The organism is Shewanella sp. NKUCC06_TVS, assembly GCF_019345515.1.
GTDB classification, from domain to species: Bacteria; Pseudomonadota; Gammaproteobacteria; order Enterobacterales; family Shewanellaceae; genus Shewanella; species Shewanella oncorhynchi.
Genome location: NZ_JAHKQX010000020.1, coordinates 22,731 through 42,594 on the forward strand (window position 1 = coordinate 22,731; position 19,864 = coordinate 42,594).

General features: G+C 43.6%; 16 protein-coding genes. 9 read left to right on the plus strand and 7 right to left on the minus strand.

Features of this window, described 5'->3' with window-relative positions:
* Positions 1-233: 233 nt before the first annotated feature.
* From KO531_RS19275 to KO531_RS19295, 5 genes are all read right to left on the minus strand, one after another.
* Entirely contained in the window at positions 234-419 is a 186-nt protein-coding gene (locus KO531_RS19275; RefSeq protein ID WP_006080618.1) for a DUF3545 family protein, read from the minus strand.
* Positions 420-635: 216 nt separating this feature from the next.
* Positions 636-2,273 carry a glucose-6-phosphate isomerase gene (gene pgi, locus KO531_RS19280; protein WP_219252017.1) on the minus strand — a complete coding sequence of 546 codons (1,638 nt, stop codon included), beginning with the start codon at positions 2,271-2,273 and terminating at the stop codon, positions 636-638.
* Positions 2,274-2,292: 19 nt separating this feature from the next.
* Positions 2,293-3,249, minus strand: a complete 957-nt coding sequence (gene tal, locus KO531_RS19285) for a transaldolase (RefSeq protein WP_219252018.1) — start codon at positions 3,247-3,249, stop codon at positions 2,293-2,295.
* A gap of 250 nt (positions 3,250-3,499) precedes the next feature.
* A complete protein-coding gene (locus tag KO531_RS19290; protein WP_219252019.1) occupies positions 3,500-4,609 on the minus strand; it encodes an OmpA family protein in 1,110 nt (369 codons plus the stop codon).
* 238 nt (positions 4,610-4,847) lie between these two features.
* Positions 4,848-7,214 carry a phosphoketolase family protein gene (locus KO531_RS19295; RefSeq protein WP_105249944.1) on the minus strand — a complete coding sequence of 789 codons (2,367 nt, stop codon included), beginning with the start codon at positions 7,212-7,214 and terminating at the stop codon, positions 4,848-4,850.
* A gap of 428 nt (positions 7,215-7,642) precedes the next feature.
* Between KO531_RS19295 and KO531_RS19300 the strand changes: the two genes are divergently transcribed.
* Together KO531_RS19300 and yaaA are read left to right on the plus strand one after the other, a co-directional pair.
* Positions 7,643-9,085 carry an alanine/glycine:cation symporter family protein gene (locus KO531_RS19300; RefSeq protein WP_113941318.1) on the plus strand — a complete coding sequence of 481 codons (1,443 nt, stop codon included), beginning with the start codon at positions 7,643-7,645 and terminating at the stop codon, positions 9,083-9,085.
* Between the two features lie 129 nt (positions 9,086-9,214).
* Positions 9,215-9,988 carry a peroxide stress protein YaaA gene (yaaA, locus tag KO531_RS19305; protein ID WP_219252020.1) on the plus strand — a complete coding sequence of 258 codons (774 nt, stop codon included), beginning with the start codon at positions 9,215-9,217 and terminating at the stop codon, positions 9,986-9,988.
* Positions 9,989-10,053: 65 nt separating this feature from the next.
* On the opposite strand, the gene KO531_RS19310 is transcribed toward yaaA, so the two are convergent.
* On the minus strand, positions 10,054-11,457 hold the full coding sequence (locus KO531_RS19310; protein ID WP_219252021.1) for a M28 family metallopeptidase: 1,404 nt from the start codon (positions 11,455-11,457) through the stop codon (positions 10,054-10,056).
* Positions 11,458-11,593: 136 nt separating this feature from the next.
* Here KO531_RS19310 and KO531_RS19315 point away from each other — a divergent pair, with 136 nt between their 5' ends.
* Positions 11,594-11,890: a metalloregulator ArsR/SmtB family transcription factor gene (locus KO531_RS19315; RefSeq protein ID WP_006084975.1), complete on the plus strand. Its 297-nt coding sequence runs from the start codon at positions 11,594-11,596 to the stop codon at positions 11,888-11,890.
* 63 nt (positions 11,891-11,953) lie between these two features.
* Here the strand turns inward: KO531_RS19315 and rpsT are convergent, their stop codons facing one another.
* Entirely contained in the window at positions 11,954-12,220 is a 267-nt protein-coding gene (rpsT, locus tag KO531_RS19320) for a 30S ribosomal protein S20 (protein WP_011790375.1), read from the minus strand.
* 252 nt (positions 12,221-12,472) lie between these two features.
* Between rpsT and murJ the strand changes: the two genes are divergently transcribed.
* From murJ to ispH, 6 genes are all read left to right on the plus strand, one after another.
* Complete coding sequence (murJ, locus tag KO531_RS19325; RefSeq protein WP_219252022.1) at positions 12,473-14,032, plus strand: murein biosynthesis integral membrane protein MurJ; 1,560 nt, start codon at positions 12,473-12,475, stop codon at positions 14,030-14,032.
* A gap of 65 nt (positions 14,033-14,097) precedes the next feature.
* Positions 14,098-15,033: a bifunctional riboflavin kinase/FAD synthetase gene (ribF, locus tag KO531_RS19330; protein ID WP_219252023.1), complete on the plus strand. Its 936-nt coding sequence runs from the start codon at positions 14,098-14,100 to the stop codon at positions 15,031-15,033.
* 32 nt (positions 15,034-15,065) lie between these two features.
* Entirely contained in the window at positions 15,066-17,888 is a 2,823-nt protein-coding gene (gene ileS, locus KO531_RS19335; RefSeq protein ID WP_219252024.1) for an isoleucine--tRNA ligase, read from the plus strand.
* 9 nt (positions 17,889-17,897) lie between these two features.
* Positions 17,898-18,413 carry a signal peptidase II gene (lspA, locus tag KO531_RS19340; RefSeq protein WP_173246249.1) on the plus strand — a complete coding sequence of 172 codons (516 nt, stop codon included), beginning with the start codon at positions 17,898-17,900 and terminating at the stop codon, positions 18,411-18,413.
* On the plus strand, positions 18,410-18,832 hold the full coding sequence (gene fkpB / locus KO531_RS19345) for an FKBP-type peptidyl-prolyl cis-trans isomerase (protein ID WP_028760921.1): 423 nt from the start codon (positions 18,410-18,412) through the stop codon (positions 18,830-18,832). The genes lspA and fkpB overlap by 4 nt, the downstream gene beginning before the upstream one ends.
* Before the next feature lies 1 nt (position 18,833).
* Entirely contained in the window at positions 18,834-19,790 is a 957-nt protein-coding gene (ispH, locus tag KO531_RS19350) for a 4-hydroxy-3-methylbut-2-enyl diphosphate reductase (RefSeq protein WP_028760920.1), read from the plus strand.
* Positions 19,791-19,864 lie beyond the last annotated feature (74 nt).

Sequence of the window (19,864 nt, forward strand, 5' to 3'; positions counted from 1 at the left end):
CGGCGATGTCTCGTGAGCCAAAGTTGGTTGGGATTTGTAAAGTATTATCGGTGTTGATGACGTTGGTTTTTATCGTAACTTACTGGTTTTTTTGATGTGTTTTTAAAGCTCCGGCTCGTAAGGCCATACCCCGCTTATATTCTGTTTTCTCCAATAGTTGTAAATAAAAAAAGCGCCGAAGGGCGCTTTTCTATTCATGTTTGAAATGATAACTAGCTCATATAAACATGTAATTACAACTGGATAGCATCAATGTCGTAGTTAAAGTTATTATCGATTTCTTGGAGTTCTTTGAGCAAACGATGCTTATCTTTTAACGCTTCGATCTCACGCCATTTACGCTTTTTATTGGAGCCTCGCGAACGATCGGGTCTTTCAACGACTTCATCTAGCGCACAACCATAATCTAAACGATCCATGGCAACCTCCTGTTGTTGTATGTTTTGTCAGCGATTAAATAACATATTTTTAAAACAGGGTGCAAGAATTATGTTTCATTTGTGTTAAGTTGAAATGAACTTTGAGTGATATGTCATTGATGTTATATGCAGAAGTAGAGCGGAGTTAAGTAGGAAAATTTAATAAAAAGAACGGGGTAGAATTAAAAAGCCAGCAATTGCTGGCTTTTTGTTCGATTAGATTTTGCCTTGTCGATAAAGGTTAATCAATGCGTTGCTTGAGGCATCTAAAGCATCGGAATCTTGCTCTGCGCCAATGCGTGCTAACACATCGTTACCGAGATTCTTACCGAGTTCTACACCCCATTGATCGAAGGAGTTGATATCCCAAATAGCACCTTGAACGAATGTTCTATGTTCATACAAGGCAATTAAAGCGCCTAGGGTACTTGGTGTGAGCTTATCCATAAGTAAGGTATTGCTCGGCTTGTTACCAGGCATGACTTTATGTTGAGCGATCAGCTGCTTCTCTGTGGCGGATAATGCGCTATTAGCAAGTTCGGCTAAAGCTTCATCAAAAGTACGACCTTGCATTAAGGCCTGGGTTTGACCGAAGCAGTTTGACGCTAATTGGTCATGGTGCTCACCGATAGGATTATGGCTTTGCAGCGGCATAATGAAATCGGCAGGGATCAGTGCGGTACCTTGATGTAATAACTGGTGGTAGGCATGTTGGCCATTAGTGCCTTCGCCCCCCCAAATGACGGGACCTGTGCTGTAGTCAACATCAGTACCATTTAAGGTGACTGATTTACCGTTACTTTCCATATCGAGCTGCTGGAAATAAGCGGGTAAACCACGTAGGTAATGATCGTAGGTTAATACGACATGGGACTGAGCATTAAAGAAGTTTCCGTACCATAGGGAGAGTAATCCCATGATAACCGGCATATTCTCTGTCAGTGGCGCTGTGGCGAAGTGCTCATCCATCTGATGCGCACCCGTGAGTAGAGCCCTGAAGTTATCCATACCGATCAAAAGTGCAATCGGTAAGCCAATCGCTGACCAGAGAGAGTAACGGCCACCAACCCAATCCCACATAGGGAAAATATTGTTTGCATTGATACCAAAATCTGTCGCTTTTGCTACGTTTGAAGTGACTGCGACAAAGTGTTTTGCCACATCAGACTGCAAACCGCCTTTCGCTAGGAACCAGTCTCTTGCGGTGAGGGTATTGGTTAAGGTTTCCTGTGTCCCGAAAGATTTGGATGACATGATGAACAAGGTCGTTTCAGGATCCAATAACTTCAGCTTCTCACTAATAGAAGTCCCGTCGACGTTTGCCACAAAGTGACAATTTAATTCGGAGTTCCAATAAGGGCGCAACGCTTGAGAGACGATTTTGGGGCCTAGGAAAGAGCCGCCAATACCAATACTTACAATATCGGTTATCGCTTTACCTGTGTAACCTTTCCATTGACCTGACGTCACTGAGTTCACAAACCCTTGCATCTTATCAAGAGTTTGTTGAACTTCAGGAACTATGTCTTGACCCTCGGCAATAATCGATTGTTCTGCAGTACTGCGAAGCGCTGTGTGCAGTACGGCGCGCTTCTCTGTGGTGTTAATGATTTCACCTGCAAACATCGCTTTGATTTTTGCTTCAAGTTGGCTATTGCTTGCCAACGCAAATAACAGATCAAGCGTTTCCGCTGTTGCTCTGTTTTTAGAGTAATCCAGTAATAAACCACAGGCTGATAGCGACATTTTATTGAAACGTGCCGCGTCAGTTGCAAACAATTCCCGCATATGCGGAACATTTTTACTGTGTGCTGATAAAGCTTGCCATGTTGAGCTTTGGGTCAAGAGTGTCATTTCACCGTCTCCAGAGTGCTTAGTTCGCGAGCTTAGCCGTGAGCATGACTTCGAGCTTACCTTGGTCTATCGCAAAGTTTCGAATGCCTTCGGCAAGCTTATCAACCGCCATTGGATCTTGGTTAAAGTCCCAACGGAATTGTGCTTCAGTCAATGGGGGTTCTGCAGCGACAGTGGTCGTTGCTGCAACCAGTTTAGGTGTGATGTCAACTTGCGAATTAGCCAGTTCTTCTAATAGAGAAGGGCCAATGGTCAGACGATCGCAACCTGCTAGCTCAATAATTTCACCGATATTACGGAAACTTGCACCCATAACAACAGTGTCAAAACCGTGTTGTTTGTAGTAGTTATAAATTTCAGTCACTGAAATGACACCAGGGTCATTTACGGCAGTGTAATCTTTACCTGTATCTTTTTTGTACCAATCAAGTATGCGGCCTACAAAAGGAGAAATGAGATAAGCACCCGCTTCGGCACACGCACGCGCTTGAGCAAAGCTAAATAGTAGGGTTAAGTTGCAGTTGATGCCTTCTTGCTCTAGTTCTTTAGCGGCACAAATGCCTTCCCAAGTTGAAGCAAGTTTGATCAGAATGCGTGATTTATCTACACCCGCTTCTTTATATAGGCGAACCAATTTATGGGCTTTAGCGATTGATTTTTCTTTATCGAATGATAAACGGGCATCAACTTCAGTTGAAATACGGCCAGGAACGAGTTTCAGTATTTCTACGCCGATATTGACCGCTAGTTTGTCGCTGGCATCATCAAGTTGCTGCACGAGATCGGTACTTTGTGATTTTGCCCAGTCGATAGCGTTATCTATAAGGGATTCATATTCAGGAATTTGAGCCGCTTTCAAGATGAGTGATGGATTAGTGGTCGCATCTTCAGGTTGGTAGCGTTTAATCGCTTCGATGTCGCCTGTGTCAGCGACGATAGTGGTATATAACTTGAGTTGCTCTAATGTATTGGCCATGAAAAACATCCTTCTCAGGTAGCAGTTTTAACTCGGAATTCACTGATGACTATTAGAAGCGATTTTGCCAACTTTTCCAACCTTGAATGTAAAAAAATTACAAAAATGACAATTTTATGTCTATTAAGGTATGGCTCGAGCTACGGGCTATCATCTTGGCTGCAGTAGAGGGCGTCGCTTGTCCTAGTGTATACCCCACAAAAACAAAAAGTCGCTGCAAGCAGCGACTTTTTTACTTCAGTAAGTACTATTACTTCAGAACAGGTTGTTTTGTTGTGGTAGTCACGATAGCTTCGATGCGACGGTTCGCAGCGTGAGCTTCTTTTGAATCACCAGCAACCAATGGCTGAGTAACACCGTAACCGTTAGAAGTTACGCGGCTTCCGCTGATACCATATTTCTCTACAAGAATCTTGGCAACGGCGTCAGCACGTTTGTCAGACAATTCCATGTTGTATTCTGGTTTACCTACATTTGAGGCGTGACCTGCGATTTCAACAGTGAAAGCTGGGTTTTTGTTCAAATAGTTAGCTAATCTTTCGATGTCTTTGTAGTAAACATTTTTAACTACAGCAGAATCGTTAGCAAACTGGATTGAACCTACGTCTTCTTTGTTCTTCACGTTTTCATAGATAGTACAGCCAACAGAGTCAACTTTGTGAGTTGCTGGTGTTGCTGGACATTGATCTTTGTCGTCGTAAACGCCATCGTTGTCAGAATCAACAGGTGCTGCTGCAACGACTGCTGCGGCAACTGGAGCTGCTGCAACTGGAGTTCCGAAACGGTAGCTCAGTTCTAGACCCCAGTAGTTGCTATCAGCTTCAACAATATTGTAATCATCGTTTAAGTTTTCATAACGACGATATTTAGCTTGTAATTTTAAGTTGTCAGTGAAGTTATAACCAACACCAGCACCTAAATATGGAGCAAAATCATTTGTACTGTATTTGCTCGACGTTACACCATTGTTTTGGCTGTTTTCGAGTGAATAGTACATTGCACCAGCTTCAGCTGATAGGCTCCAGCGGTTAGCTAGTGGCCAAATACCAACTAGACCAAGTGTAGAACCTTTAACGCCTGCATCATTGCTGATACCCGCTGCGTTCCAATCTGCATTACCTAAATCACGGAAGCCGATTTCAGCACCGAAGTAATCGTTGAACATGTAGCCTGCGAAAACATCCCAAGCGTATGGACTGTCTTCACCGTTCTGAGTGGCAACGTGCTCATAGTTATTAACGCCTAAACCGGCACCAACATACCAAGGTGTAAGTTCCTGAGATGCGCTGGCTGCGAGTGGAAGCAGAGATGTCAGTAATACTACTTTTAATGTGTTCTTCATCATTTTATTTACGTCCATTGATTATGATTCTCCACCAATATGCTTTGCTGGTTTTGTGCAAAACATTGCTAGCACTTAGTGTGGGGATCCTTTGATATTTTAGCCAGCGGTTAATTATCACTTGGTTTGTTAACTTTTTCCAGTATTAAGATCAACCTTTTAAGGGCTGCCATTCTGTAACTGGTATTTTTAATGCAAAAAAGGCACTCCGAAGAATGCCTTTAAATTACAATCTAATGTTAATTAGATGTTTCTATTAGCGTGTCCATACCCAATTTTCGATTTCTACTGGGTCTACACCATTCGCTTTAATATAGTTGCGGTGGTCAACTAATCTTTGCAGCATATCAGTGGTAATAGAGACGTGCATAGTTTCATCAATAACACCCTGTTGGAACAGCTTGTAAGCCATATCAATTACAAGGTGATAGCGAGATGTACCGTTACGAACACCCATATCAAATGGCGTTGTTGTTGAACCTTCTTCTTCGTAGCCTTTAATTCTGAAGCGACGGCTGCCTTTGTAATCAAAAATTAACTTTTTGATTGTATTTGGGTAACCATGGTAGTTGAATACCACGCCTTTATCTTGAGTAAAGATTTCGTCCATTAACCAAGGTTTTTCTTTAAATTTACGGCTACCTAAGCCATCACTGCTTAATTCAGTGACACTAACGAAGCGGATTTTCACTCTTGGAAGGAGTTCTCTGATTAATACTAGAGAAGCCATACATTCTTGAGTGACATAATCACCACAACCTGCCAGCACAATATCGGGATTCTCATCTGAGGCAAAATCCCACACCATTACGCCGTCTTTTGTTTGTTTACGCGCTTCTTCCAAGCTTAGCCATTGTGGTAACTCTTTTTTACCTGCAACCAGAATATTGAGTTTGTCACGGTCTGCGAAGGCTCGCTCTGTATAAACCAATGTGCTGTTGGCATCTGCGGGTAAGTAAGCCGAGATTATTTTTGGATGTTTCTCCAGCATAGCCCCAAGGAAAGATGGGTTTTGATGTGAATAGCCATTATGATCTTGGCGCTCAAGTAATGAAGATAATACGACATTACAGGCTGGCAGTGGCTTACGGAAATGTACGCCTTGGCTGGCGTAGACATATTTACAGTACTGATCGGCCATCGATGAGATAACTTGTGAGAATGCTTCGTAGGTGGGTAGCATGCCGTGGCGGCCTGTTACTGTGTAACCATGTAGCATGCCAAAAAGTAAGTTTTCAGAAAGCAGTTCAATGACTCGACCTTCACGGGACATATCTTCATCCCAACTCTCAATTGGCCACTGCCATGCACGATCGGTTTCTTCAAATACAGCTTGTAGTTGATTTGAATAGGTTTCGTCAGGACTAAAAATACGTAGATTACGTTGGTCGCGGTTTAACTTGAATGCATCGCGCATCCATTCGCCCATTTTTAACATTGAATAGCCACGTTGACCACGTGGTACTTCTGGACCATAGCTGAGTTTTTCAAGATCTGGATTGGTTAATGCTCTAACAACTTCCCCGCCATAGGTTAAATGTTGACGGCCACAGGCAAGTTGCTTGGGTGGGATTAATGAACAAATGTCGGCATCAAAAATCAGTTCGCCTTTTTCATTCATTTGATAGAGTTCTTGGAAGTCGTAACTGGCAAGCCAATTATCCAGTGCATCTAAATGGCCCTTATCAGTGGCACATTTATTGACGATTACTTGATGCGATTCGCAGTTACCTTCTAATTTCTTACCTTTATATTCACTGACACCAGTCCAACCTTTGGCTGTGCGCATTAAAATGACTGGCCATTTTGGTTTAACTACGTCTTCGCCACTGCGTGCTCGACGTTGAATGTCATTGATCATGGTATAAGCGGTATCCATGGCATTTGTCATCTGCACATAGATATCTTCTTCTAATTCGTTATCAACTATGATGGGGAAATAGCCAAGACCACGGAATTCAAGATCCAGTTCTTCATGGCTCATACGGCCCATGCGGGTAGGACCGGAAATCTTATAGCCGTTAATGTGCACAATTGGCAATACTGCACCGCTGGTCGCTGGTGAAACTAAGCGGTTTGCATACCAAGATGCGGCTAATGGTCCCGTTTCTGCTTCGCCGTCACCAATTAAGACGGTTGCGATCAGATCTGGATTATCTAATACTGCTCCCCAGCCTACTGAGAGTGAGTAGCCTAATTCGCCACCTTCAAGAATTTGTCCAGGTGCTTCAGGGTTTGCATGTGAAGGATAACCATAAGCGGCAGAAAACTTCTTACAAATATCTTCGATGCCAGTTTCATTGTAGGGAATAGTTTCTGGGTAGAAATGACTTAAAGAGCCTTCAATGAATAAGTTTGCTTGTACAGCGGGAAAACCATGGCCTGGACCGACTAAATAGATAAAAGAGCGGTTATGCTTCACTATCAAACGGTTAATGTTGGCATAGACAAAGTTAATACCTGGGCAGGTACCCCAATGGCCAAGTAAACGTGGCTTGATATCAGTATGGGCAAGTGGACGTTTATGTAAGACGTTTTGTTTGAGGTAAATTTGCGAGGTCGCAAGAAAGTTTGTCGCTCTGACATACTTTTTCAGAGCATTGATTTCATGTATTTGTGTCATGTTAAGCCTCACTAAAACAAACAAGAGATGATTGAAGTTTCTATGGGGTTACTATATTTGTAGTTTTATTACAAAAATGTGCCCTACATCCAAATTTTAAAAGTTGTTTTTGCTGTTAAAAATAATGGCTCAACTTAGACCTTTTGTTAATCTAGCTTTAACAGTAGCTTAGCTAGTGTTGTAAGACGTGATGTTAATGCCGTTTAACTGTGCAAACGCGAGCTTGATCACATGAGCAATTTCGAATACTGTGCTATTTTGCTGCGTTGAATTCGGTAGCCGTGATGTTGTAAATTCACGGAAGGATAATTTGAAAAAATAAATCTACCGAAATTCTTACCTTTAACTTGGAAGGATTCATTCACCACAGATGTTGTACCTTTAATTGCAATTAGAGGAGCATTTGCTACGGGAAGAAGTAAAATAATATGTTAGAAACCATAGTTAATTTTTTGAATGCGCTACTTTGGGGTAAGTTGTTAGTATATGGACTAGTAGGAGCTGGTCTCTATTTCACCATTAGACTTGCCTTTATTCAGTTAACCCACTTTAAACATTCCATCAAAGTTATGACCATGAGTCGGCAAGGTTGCGATAGCGGTCTTTCTTCATTTCAAGTCTTTTGTACGAGTATGGCAGCCCGTGTCGGTGCTGGTAATATGGCCGGTGTTGCTGTTGCTATTGGTGCAGCGGGTCCAGGTGCAGTATTTTGGATGTGGCTTATCGCTATTTTAGGTATGGCGACTGCTATGGTTGAATCAACCTTAGCGCAGGTTTATAAAGTCCGAGATCATAATGGCCAGTTCCGCGGTGGTCCTTCCTACTACATGGAAAAAGGATTGGGTCAGAAATGGATGGGCATTTTATTTGCTGTCTTTTTGATCATTGCTTTTGGTTTAGTATTCAATGCAGTACAAGCTAACACTATTACCGGTGCCATGGAGCGAGTATTTGGTTTTAATCCAACCTATGTAGGGATTGGGCTAGTGATTGCCAGTGGATTTGTGATTGTCGGTGGTCTACGTAAAGTCGCGCGAGTATCTGAATTTCTTGTCCCCATTATGGCCTTAGCCTACATTCTTGTAGCCTTCATTATCGTTATTTTCAACCTAGAACAATTACCTGCGATTATTAGCTTAATTGTGAAAAGTGCTTTTGGTTGGCAAGAGGCTGCCGCTGGCGGCGTGGCTTATACTGTCGCGCAGGCAATGCAAGCGGGTATTGCTCGCGGACTTTTCTCGAACGAAGCGGGTATGGGCAGTGCGGCGAATGTCGCGGCAAGTGCATCGCCTAACCCTAATCATCCAGCATCCCAAGGTTTTGTGCAGATGATGGGTGTGTTTGCGGATACTATCGTTATCTGTACTGCAACGGCTGCGATAATCCTGCTATCAGGGGATATTGGCTCGAGTGATGATGGGATTCGATTAACCATTAATGCCATGTCTGCACATGTTGGCGACTGGGGTGGCGCATTTATTGCGGTGGCTATTTTCTTATTCTGCTTTACATCCATCATAGCCAATTACTCATACGCTGAAACAAATGTGATGTACTTAATGGGAAATAGTACCAAAGCACTGCCTTTATTCCGTTTGTGCGTGCTTGGCATGGTCATGTTTGGTGCCGTCGCTAAGATAAGTTTAGTGTGGAACTTGGCTGACGTTTCGATGGGGTTGATGGCGACGGTAAACATTGTTGCTCTATTACTATTATCGGGCCTGGCAATTCGCGTTATTAATGATTATCGCGAACAGATCAACGCGGGTAAGACTCCAGAATTCGATCGTAGTAAATTTCCTGAGTTGATGGATCAGCTTGATGATGATATTTGGCAAGATACCAGTCTCGTGCCGGCTAAAAAGCTTTAGTTAGCCTAGCGCATCGAGAATAGGCATTACTGATTGTTGTAATCGAAAAGACCACGCTGTTAAAGCGTGGTTTTTTTATGTTCGTTCAGTATCATAGGCATGTATTTTTGTTTCTGTTGGGAGTTTTTGATGTTGATATTGGTTTCGCCGGCGAAGACCTTAGATTTTGAACAGCCGCCACTGACGCAGGTGTATTCACAACCTGATTTTTTAACTTATAGTCAGGAGTTGATCCAAGTGTGTCGGCAATTGACCCCTACAGACATCGCCACTTTAATGAAGGTGAGCGATAAAATTGCGGGTTTAAATGCGGCACGTTTTGGGGAGTGGCGGCCAGATTTTAGTTTAGATAATGCAAAACAGGCCATTTTTGCTTTTAGAGGCGATGTGTATACTGGCTTTGATGCTGATACATTGTCTGAAGATGAAATTGCTCGAACTCAGTCACAACTACGTATTTTATCTGGACTTTACGGTTTGCTCAGACCGCTGGATTTAATTATGCCTTATCGTTTAGAAATGGGCACGGCACTTTCTAATCCTAAAGGTAAAAACCTATATGAGTTTTGGGGAGAGACGTTAACTCAAGCGGTAAATGAAACGCTTGCTGAAACGAGTAGTGATATTATTGTCAATCTTGCATCTAATGAATATTTTAAAGCAATAAAGCCTAAAAAACTTCAAGGGCAATTAATTTCACCCATATTTAAAGATTGTAAAAATGGTCAATATAAAGTGATCAGTTTTTTTGCTAAGCGTGCTAGAGGCATGATGGCGAGATATCTCATTACGCATCAAATTGACACTTTAGATGAATTAAAAGCATTTAATGTTGCTGGTTATTATTATAGTGAAGAGCAGAGTTCCCCAACAAATCCAACGTTTTTACGTGAAGAGCAATAGCGAAATATCGATAAGATGTTAATTGATAGAGAACAGCTAATGCTGTTCTCTATATTATTGATGGCCTATTTTTCAGATTGAGTGACTAAAGGCGTTAATGTCACCGTTGAATTTGCCATGATATAAGCAAATTGTGCGTAGGCGGCGACGTTTTGAGCCAATGCGGCAGGGTCGATTTTATCTAAGGTATCATTCGGTGTGTGATGGTAATCGAAATAATCGTGGCCATCTTGCCTCAAGGATGCAACTGGAACACCTAAGGCAGGGAGCATAGACACGTCTGGCCCGCCAGAAGCTTGGTTATTGCCCAGTGCAACGCCATTGAATGACATAGGGCTGAGCGCTTGCTGTACTTCGGTGAATATGTTCTCATTCACTTTAGTATCGATTTGATAAATTCTACCGGCCCCAAAATCAGACTCTGCAGCTATGTAGTGCAGCGGTAATTCAGCTTTATGAGCCTCTGCATACGCTTTACCGCCAACGAGCCCAACTTCTTCAGCGGCATATAGCACGACTCTAACAGTGCGAGCGGGTTTTATGGGGAGATCTTGAATATGCTTGGCTGCAGCCGTCACAATGGCGACACCAGCGCCATCATCAATCGCGCCAGTACCCTCATCCCAGGAATCTAAATGAGCACCAATGAGCACTATTTCATTGGGCTTACTACTGCCCTTTACTTCGGCAATGACATTGTAGGAAGTATTAAAACCTAAGTTTTTTGGCGACATATGCAATTCGAGCAGGGCATTAGGATCGCGTTTTAGTAATGCACCAACCAAATCAGCATCGGGATTTGACATGGCAGCCGCGGGGATTTTAGGCACGCCATCTTGGTAGCGCATGATGCCAGTATGGGCCATGCGGTCATGATCTGTGCCAATAGAGCGGATCACGATAGCAACTGCGCCTTTTTGCGCTGCAGCGACTGCCCCTTTCGAGCGGCCACCAACGCTTTTACCATAACCTTCACCAGTGATATGGCGCTCTGTTTTTTGGTCAATAAAAACAATCTTACCTTGCACATCTTCAGGCTTGGCATGTTGTAATGCCTCTAGGCTATCAAAGCGCGCGATTTTAGCTTGTATACCTCCAGCAGGAGTTGCAATACTGCCACCAAGCGCAGTAATGACCAACGGTTGTTCTACAGGGACGGTGATTTTGGCTTTGGCTTCACCGCGCTCCCAAATTGGCACTTGTACGGCTTCTTTATAAACACGGTCAAAACCAAGGCTGGTCAGTTTATTTATCGCCCAGTTAACGGCGAGGATATCCTTTGGACTACCTGCAAGTCTTGGACCCACTTCAACCGTGAGTGATTCGACTAAGTCATAGCTTAATTGCGAAGATAATGCTGCCTGTTGTAATTGAATGACTTCACTAGGGGCAGTTTCTACTTGAGTTTGGCACGCACTTAAACTCCCGATTAAAAGACTCGAGAGAAGTGTAGTTTGATAGGGCTTCATTAGATTTCCTTTATTTTTATTAAGCATGTCCCATTTTTAAAAACAATCTAGCAAAAAGTGTGCTTTATGTCCCGACTATATCCGTAAGGCGACGCTATATTAGCGCAGGGGTTAGTTTTAGGAGAGAAAGTGCGTAATGAATATTGAATTAATGCAGGAGCGAGCCGATCATGCCGTAGTGCTATTAAAGGCACTCGCGAACGAGCGCCGTTTATTTATTCTTTGTTATTTATTGAATGAAGGAGAAATGTGCGTTGGCGAAATGAATAAAAAATTAGGCTTAAGTCAATCGGCACTATCACAACATCTTGCTTGGTTACGCAAAGATAATTTAGTAACCACACGCAAAGAAGCGCAAACGGTATTTTATTCACTCAAAAGTGATGAAGTACGGGAGATGATTCACTTATTGAACAACATTTATTGTCATTAATAGTGTTTTTCAGATATAAAAAAACCGGCAATTGCCGGTTTTTTTCATTTGCTATTTTATAGATTAAGCAGCGATTGCTTTTATCTTAGCGTTCAAACGTGCCTTTTGACGAGCGGCTTTATTCTTGTGAATAAGACCTTTAGTCGCCATACGGTCAACGATTGGTTGTGCAACAGCAAAAGCTTCTGTTGCTGTTTTGTGATCGCCTGCTTTAATTGCAGCGATTACTTTTTTAACGTATGTACGTAACATTGAGCGACGGCTGGCGTTATGCTGACGACGCTTTTCAGATTGAAGCGCGCGCTTCTTTGCAGACTTGCTATTAGCCAAGGTGCAACTCCTAAAAACTGGATTTGATACTTTTAAAGGCCGAGGAATATGCCTGCATTTAGTCACTTTGTCAATGACTATGATTGAATATTCATCATAAAGATAAATTAATCCAACCTGCCTTGGCTATCTTCGACCCAACTCGTGTAATATGTGGCGCAATTCTAGCAGCTATTACCGCAGTGTGACAGAGCCTGAATCGATTTTTTGAGATGTATCACCTAATCAATTCGATATGGGTCTGGGGGACGTTTGAGTAGAAAATTATTAAAATCTGGCCTGATTGTTAGTGCTATGACATTGATATCCCGAGTTTTAGGTCTAGTTAGGGATGTGGTTGTTGCTAATTTGATGGGCGCAGGGACAAGTGCTGATGTGTTTTTCTTTGCAAATAAAATTCCTAATTTTTTACGCCGTTTGTTTGCTGAAGGGGCTTTTGCACAGGCGTTTGTACCTGTTTTAACTGAGTACCAAGAGAAACATACCGCAGAAGAGACTCGTGATTTATTGAGTAAAGTTGCGGGCACATTAGGTTTACTAGTGACAATAGTGACCCTTTTGGGGGTGGTTGCATCACCTGTGCTGTCAGCTTTATTCGGTGGTGGTTGGTTCATCGCTTGGCTTAACAACGAGCCAGATGGTGCTAAATTTGAACTCGCTACCGTTGTGCTTAAAATTACTTTTCCTTATCTGTGGTTTATCACATTTACGGCATTAGCGGGCTCAATTTTAAATACCCGAGGCCGTTTTGCGGTATCGGCTTTTACACCCGTATTTCTCAATGTGGCAATTATTGCGGCGGCTATTTTCTATGCGCCTACATCGACCCAGCCTGAGATTACCTTGGCTTGGGGCGTTTTTTGTGGTGGTTTGATTCAGTTCCTATTTCAAATTCCCTTTTTATTGCGTGAAAATGCGCTCGTCAAGCCTTCTTGGGGCTGGCATCACCCGGGCGTGGTGAAAATCAGAACTTTGATGATCCCAGCATTGTTTGGCGTGTCTGTCTCACAGATTAACCTGCTATTTGATACATTTATCGCCAGTTTTTTGATGACGGGTTCAATAAGTTGGCTCTATTATGCCGACCGTTTACTCGAATTTCCCTTAGGATTGTTTGGGATAGCGATTGCTACTGTGATTTTACCTGCGCTGTCACGAAACCATGTGAATGACGAAGGTGCGGGCTTTGGCAAGACGATGGATTGGGGGATTAAAGCGATTCTACTGCTAGGTCTACCGGCTATGATGGGATTGATCGTGCTCGCAAAGCCTATGTTGATGGTATTATTTATGCGCGGTGCTTTTTCATTGCATGATGTTGAAATGGCTTCCTATAGTTTGATGGCTTATGGCAGTGGTTTGCTTAGCTTTATGCTGATTAAGGTGCTTGCTCCTGGCTATTACTCTCGTCAAGATACCAAAACACCTGTGCGTTATGGCATTATTGCCATGATCACAAACATGGGCTTTAACTTACTGTTTGCTATTCCTTTTGGGTATGTTGGACTGGCGATTGCGACTTCGATGTCAGCATTGCTTAACGCCGCATTACTATACCGAGGCTTGCATTTAGCTGGTGTTTATCGTGTTTCTAGGCCGACTATGGTGTTTTTTGCTAAAGCCGTGGTCTCGACAGTCTTGATGGTGGTAGTCTTGTATTACTTTTTGCCTTCACAACAAATTTGGTTAGATTGGCATTTGTTCGATCGTGCGAAAGCCTTGATAGGCTTAATTTTAGTTGGGGCAGTCAGTTACTTATTGTGTCTGCTTTTGCTCGGAATTCGTCCTTGGTCAATTAAACGGGGAGCTTGATTGCTGATTCTCATCGCTAGCTGTTATATAATCAGCCGATTTGCGCTTGGCAGTTGTCTAACGTTATGGAATTAATCCGCGGTATACATAACATTTTGTCATCCCACCACGGGTGTGTATTGACTATAGGTAATTTTGACGGCGTCCATCGTGGTCATGCACAGGTGATTGCGAACTTAGTGCAGAAGGCGAAGCAGTTATCGCTGCCATCGACATTAATGACGTTTGAACCTCAGCCGCAAGAATTGTTTAGCGGTGACAACGCGCCGGCTCGTTTAAGTTTATTACGTGATAAAGTCATTTTACTCGATGAACTCGGGGTTGAGCGGTTAGTGTGTGTTAACTTTAATCGCACTTTTGCTAATCAACCTGCAGAGCATTTTATTGAAGAATTGTTGGTCCGCAAACTGGGTGTCAAATACCTCGTCGTCGGTGATGATTTTTGTTTTGGTCAAGGCCGTAAAGGCAATTTTGAAATGCTAGTGCATGCGGGTATCCAATATGGTTTTACTGTGGTCAGCACTCAAAGTTTTATGCTGGGCTCGCAAAGAGTGAGCTCGACTGCTGTGCGTGAACAATTGGCGAAGGGCAATCTTGAACAGGCGAGACGCCTATTAGGACATCCTTTTACCTTGAGTGGTCGTGTAGCGCATGGGCAAAAAATTGGCCGCACAATTGGTTTCCCCACCGCTAATATCGCCTTAAAGCGCAATGTTGTGCCGGTACGCGGTGTGTTTGCGGTTAAATGTTATTGGGATAACAGCGATATTTATGAGGGCGTAGCCAATATTGGGTTTCGCCCGACAGTGAACGGTCAAGTGTGTCAGCTTGAGGTGCATCTTTTTGATTTTGAAGGTGACATTTACGGCAAACATGTTGAAGTCGAGTTGGTGGCTAAACTCCGAGATGAGCAACCTTTTGACTCATTGGATGCGCTAAAAAAACAGATTTTAAATGATGCAAATGAAGCCAGAGCTTTATTTGGTAATGATGCAGGCTGAAATTTATCAGTTTAATTAACGGTATAGGATCAATGAGCGACTATAAATTTACTTTGAATTTGCCGGAAACAGAGTTTCCGATGCGTGGTAATTTGGCAAATCGCGAGCCAGAGATGTTAGAGCGCTGGACAAAAGACGGTTTGTATCAACAGATCCGTGATAGCCGAATTGGCCGTACTCCCTTCATTTTGCATGACGGCCCACCGTATGCGAATGGCAGTATTCATATTGGTCACTCAGTTAATAAAATCCTCAAGGACATTATTGTTAAGTCAAAAACCATGTCTGGTTTTGACGCGCCTTATGTACCAGGTTGGGATTGTCATGGTTTGCCTATTGAGCTGAAAGTTGAGCAAAAAGTGGGTAAGCCAGGTCAAAAAATCTCTGCGGCAGAATTCCGTGAAGAATGCCGTAAATACGCTGCTGAGCAAGTTAACGGTCAACGTGAAGACTTTATCCGTTTAGGTGTGCTGGGTGATTGGCAAAATCCGTACTTAACGATGGATTTTTCAACAGAAGCTAATATCGTTCGTTCTTTATCGAAAGTGATTGAAAGTGGTCATTTGCATAAAGGCGTCAAACCTGTGCATTGGTGTACTGATTGCGGTTCTGCCTTAGCTGAAGCTGAAGTGGAATACGAAGACAAAACATCACCTGCTATCGATGTGGCGTTTGTGGCTGCCGATAGCAAAGCTGTTGCGGCTAAGTTTGGGGTAAGCGATTACTCACATCCTGTCTCTATGGTGATTTGGACGACCACGCCATGGACGCTACCAGCGAACCGCGCCTTGTCTTTGAGTCCTGAACTGGATTACAGCTTAGTCGAATTCGAAAAAGACGGTGTGACGCAAGCGCTTATTTTAGCTGAAGTCTTGGTTGAATCTTGCCTGACTCGCTATAACATCGAAAGCCATACAGTGCTTGGTACAACCAAAGGCGCTGCGCTTGAGCTTGTCCGCTTTAATCACCCGTTCTTGGATTTTGATGTGCCTGCAATTTTAGGTGATCATGTCACTACTGATGCGGGTACCGGTATCGTTCATACTGCACCGGGTCATGGTCAAGACGACTTTGTTGTCGGTCAAAAGTACGGTTTAGAAGTAGCAAACCCTGTTGGCGACAACGGCGTGTATAAGCCTGACACTGAGTTTTTTGCTGGCCAACATGTCTTTAAAGCCAACGATAACGTCGTAGCTTTGCTGAGAGAAAAAGGCGCCTTGCTGAATCACGTGGCTTATCGTCACAGCTACCCACATTGCTGGCGCCACAAAACACCGATCATCTTCCGTGCGACACCGCAGTGGTTCATTTCTATGGATAACCACGGTCTACGCACGCAAGCATTGAAAGAAATCGAGCAGACTCAATGGATCCCTGATTGGGGCCAAAGTCGTATCGAAAAAATGGTTGAAAACCGCCCTGACTGGTGTATCTCACGCCAACGTACTTGGGGTGTGCCTATCACGCTGTTTGTGAACCGAGAAACCGAAGAGTTACACCCTGATAGCGTGTCGCTGATGGAACGCGTGGCGAATCGTATCGAACAGCAGGGTATCCAAGCTTGGTGGGATCTTGATACCGCAGAATTGCTGGGTGATGAAGCGGAACAATACCGTAAAGTCACTGATACTTTGGACGTTTGGTATGACTCTGGCTCAACCTTCTCATCAGTGGTAGCCGCACGTCCTGAATTCCACGGACACGGGGTTGACTTGTATCTTGAAGGTAGCGATCAACATCGCGGTTGGTTTATGTCATCTTTGATGATTTCAACCGCAATGAATGGCAAAGCACCGTATAAGCAAGTGCTTACCCACGGTTTTACCGTCGATGGTAAAGGCCGTAAGATGTCAAAATCTATTGGTAACGTGATTGCACCACAAACGGTAACCAACAAATTAGGCGCCGACATTCTGCGTTTATGGGTTGCGGCAACAGATTACAGCGGTGAGATGACGGTTTCAGACGAAATCTTAAATCGCAGTGCCGATGCCTATCGTCGTATTCGCAACACTGCGCGTTTCTTATTAGCCAACTTAAACGGTTTCGAGCCCGCTAAGGATTTAGTGGCCGTTGAAGATATGGTGGCGTTAGATCGTTGGGTTGTTCGCCGTGCCGCTGCGCTACAACAGGAAATCATCGAAGCCTATGATCAATATAACTTCCATATAGTGACTCAAAAACTGATGCAGTTCTGCTCGGTTGAGTTAGGCAGTTTCTATCTGGACATCATTAAAGATCGCCAATATACGGCTAAGCAAGAAGGCCATGCACGCCGTAGTTGTCAATCGGCGCTGTATCTGATCTCTGAGGCCATGGTGCGTTGGATTGCGCCAATTCTAAGCTTCACTGCTGACGAAGTATGGCAATTACTGCCTGGCGAGCGTGATGCTTATGTCTTTACCCAAGAATGGTATCAAGGCTTGAAATCAGTCACCTTAGCGACTGATTTGAGCGATGACTATTGGCAGCAGTTGCTAACCGTGCGTAATGAAGTCAACAAAGTGATTGAACAAGCTCGCCGCGACAAACGTATCGGTGGCTCATTAGAAGCTGAAGTGACCTTGTTTGCGGATGCTGCCTTGACTGAGCAATTAACCCATATCGGCGATGAGCTGAGATTTGTGTTGTTGACCTCTGAAGCCAAAGTATTGCCTTTAGCCGATGCGACATTGGAAGCGGTTGAGACTGAGTTGGCATCACTGAAATTAGTGGTTGCTTCAAGCACTGCCGAGAAGTGTGAGCGTTGTTGGCACCACAGAGAAGAGGTTGGCACTATTGAGGCTCACCCGACACTTTGTACTCGCTGCGTAACCAATATTGAAGGTGACGGCGAAGTTCGTCAGTTTGCGTAAAGGATCTGTATGCCATTAACTTGGAAAGACAGTGGCTTACGTTGGTATTGGGTAGCTGTATTGGTGTTTTTAGCCGATCAGCTATCTAAGCAATGGGTCTTAGCCAATTTTGATTTGTATGAATCAGTGAAATTATTGCCCTTCTTTAATTTCACTTATGTACGTAACTATGGTGCAGCTTTTAGTTTTTTAAGTGAAGCCGGAGGTTGGCAGCGCTGGCTGTTTACGATTGTTGCGATTGGATTCAGTACGTTATTGACTGTGTGGTTGCGTAAGCAATCGTCTTCTTTGTGGAAACTGAATCTAGCTTACACCTTAGTGATTGGTGGTGCTTTAGGTAATTTAGTCGATCGATTGATGCATGGTTTCGTGGTTGATTTTATCGATTTCTTCTGGAATAAGAGCCATTATCCAGCATTCAATATTGCCGACGCTGCCATTTGCGTCGGTGCAGTGCTGATTATTTGGGATGCATTTGTCAGCGGAAAGTCTGAAGCTGATAGCGCTGAAGGGGTTAAAAAGTGACTGTGACACGTTCATTATTATGCCACATGAACATTGTGCTTGCTGATGGCTCAACTGCCGATAGCACTAAAGCCTCGGGTAAACCGGCTCGATTAAATGTGGGTGATGGTACTTTAAGTCCTGCATTTGAGGCGCAGCTGGTGACGCTTGCTGAAGGTGATAAGCACAGTTTCACGCTTGAAGCGATTGATGCCTTTGGCGAATCCAATCCTGATGCTATCCATTATCTAGATCGAAGCCGTTTTCCGGCTGACATGAGTTTAGAGGCTGGCGTGATTGTGAGTTTTGCTGGCCCTGGTGGTAGTGAGATCCCTGGTATTGTCCGTGATGTTGCGGGTGATTCCATCACAGTCGATCTTAATCATCCTCTGGCAGGACACAAGATCACTTTTGAACTGGACGTAGTAAAGGTATTTTAAGATGAAACTCGATCCTACTAGCCCAAGTTTAAATATTATGCTCGCTAACCCGCGCGGTTTTTGTGCGGGTGTTGATCGTGCTATCAGTATTGTTGAACGGGCGTTGGAATTATTTTCGCCTCCTATCTATGTTCGCCATGAAGTCGTGCATAACCGCTATGTCGTGCAGAATCTGAAGGATCGCGGTGCGGTTTTTGTCGAAGAGTTAGATCAAGTGCCGGATAACAACATTGTTATCTTCAGTGCCCATGGTGTATCTCAAGCGGTGAGACAAGAGGCTAAGGCGCGAGGGCTGAGAGTCTTTGATGCGACGTGTCCTTTAGTTACTAAAGTACATCTTCAGGTGACGCGTGCCAGCCGCAAAGGTATTGAGTGCATCCTGATTGGCCATGAAGGGCACCCTGAAGTCGAGGGTACTATGGGTCAATACGATAATCCTAATGGTGGCGTTTATCTGATTGAGTCGCCTGCAGATGTTGAAGCTTTGGAAGTGCGCGATCCCAATAATCTCTGCTTCGTGACACAAACTACTTTGTCTGTAGATGATACTTTGGACATTATTGTTGCGTTACAAAAAAGGTTTCCCTCTATTGAAGGTCCGCGAAAAGACGATATTTGTTATGCAACGCAGAATCGTCAAGATGCGGTACGCAATTTATCTGCAGACGTTGATTTGTTGATTGTTGTTGGCTCAAAGAACAGCTCTAACTCTAATCGTTTACGCGAGCTAGCATTGAAAACAGGAACCCAGTCTTATCTAGTGGATACTGCAGATGATGTTGAGTCTAGTTGGTTTGATAATGTTACACGTGTAGCCGTCACCGCAGGAGCTTCAGCCCCCGAGGTCTTAGTCCAACAAGTGGTTCAAGCAATCGCTAAACTTGCCCCTAGTGTTGTGACTGAAGTTGAAGGGCGTAAAGAAGACACTGTTTTTGCTGTGCCAGCCGAATTACGTTAAATCTGTGTACTGTTTAATCGACAATAAAAAAGAGGCTATAAGCCTCTTTTTTATTGTCTCAAATTCATTCAAAG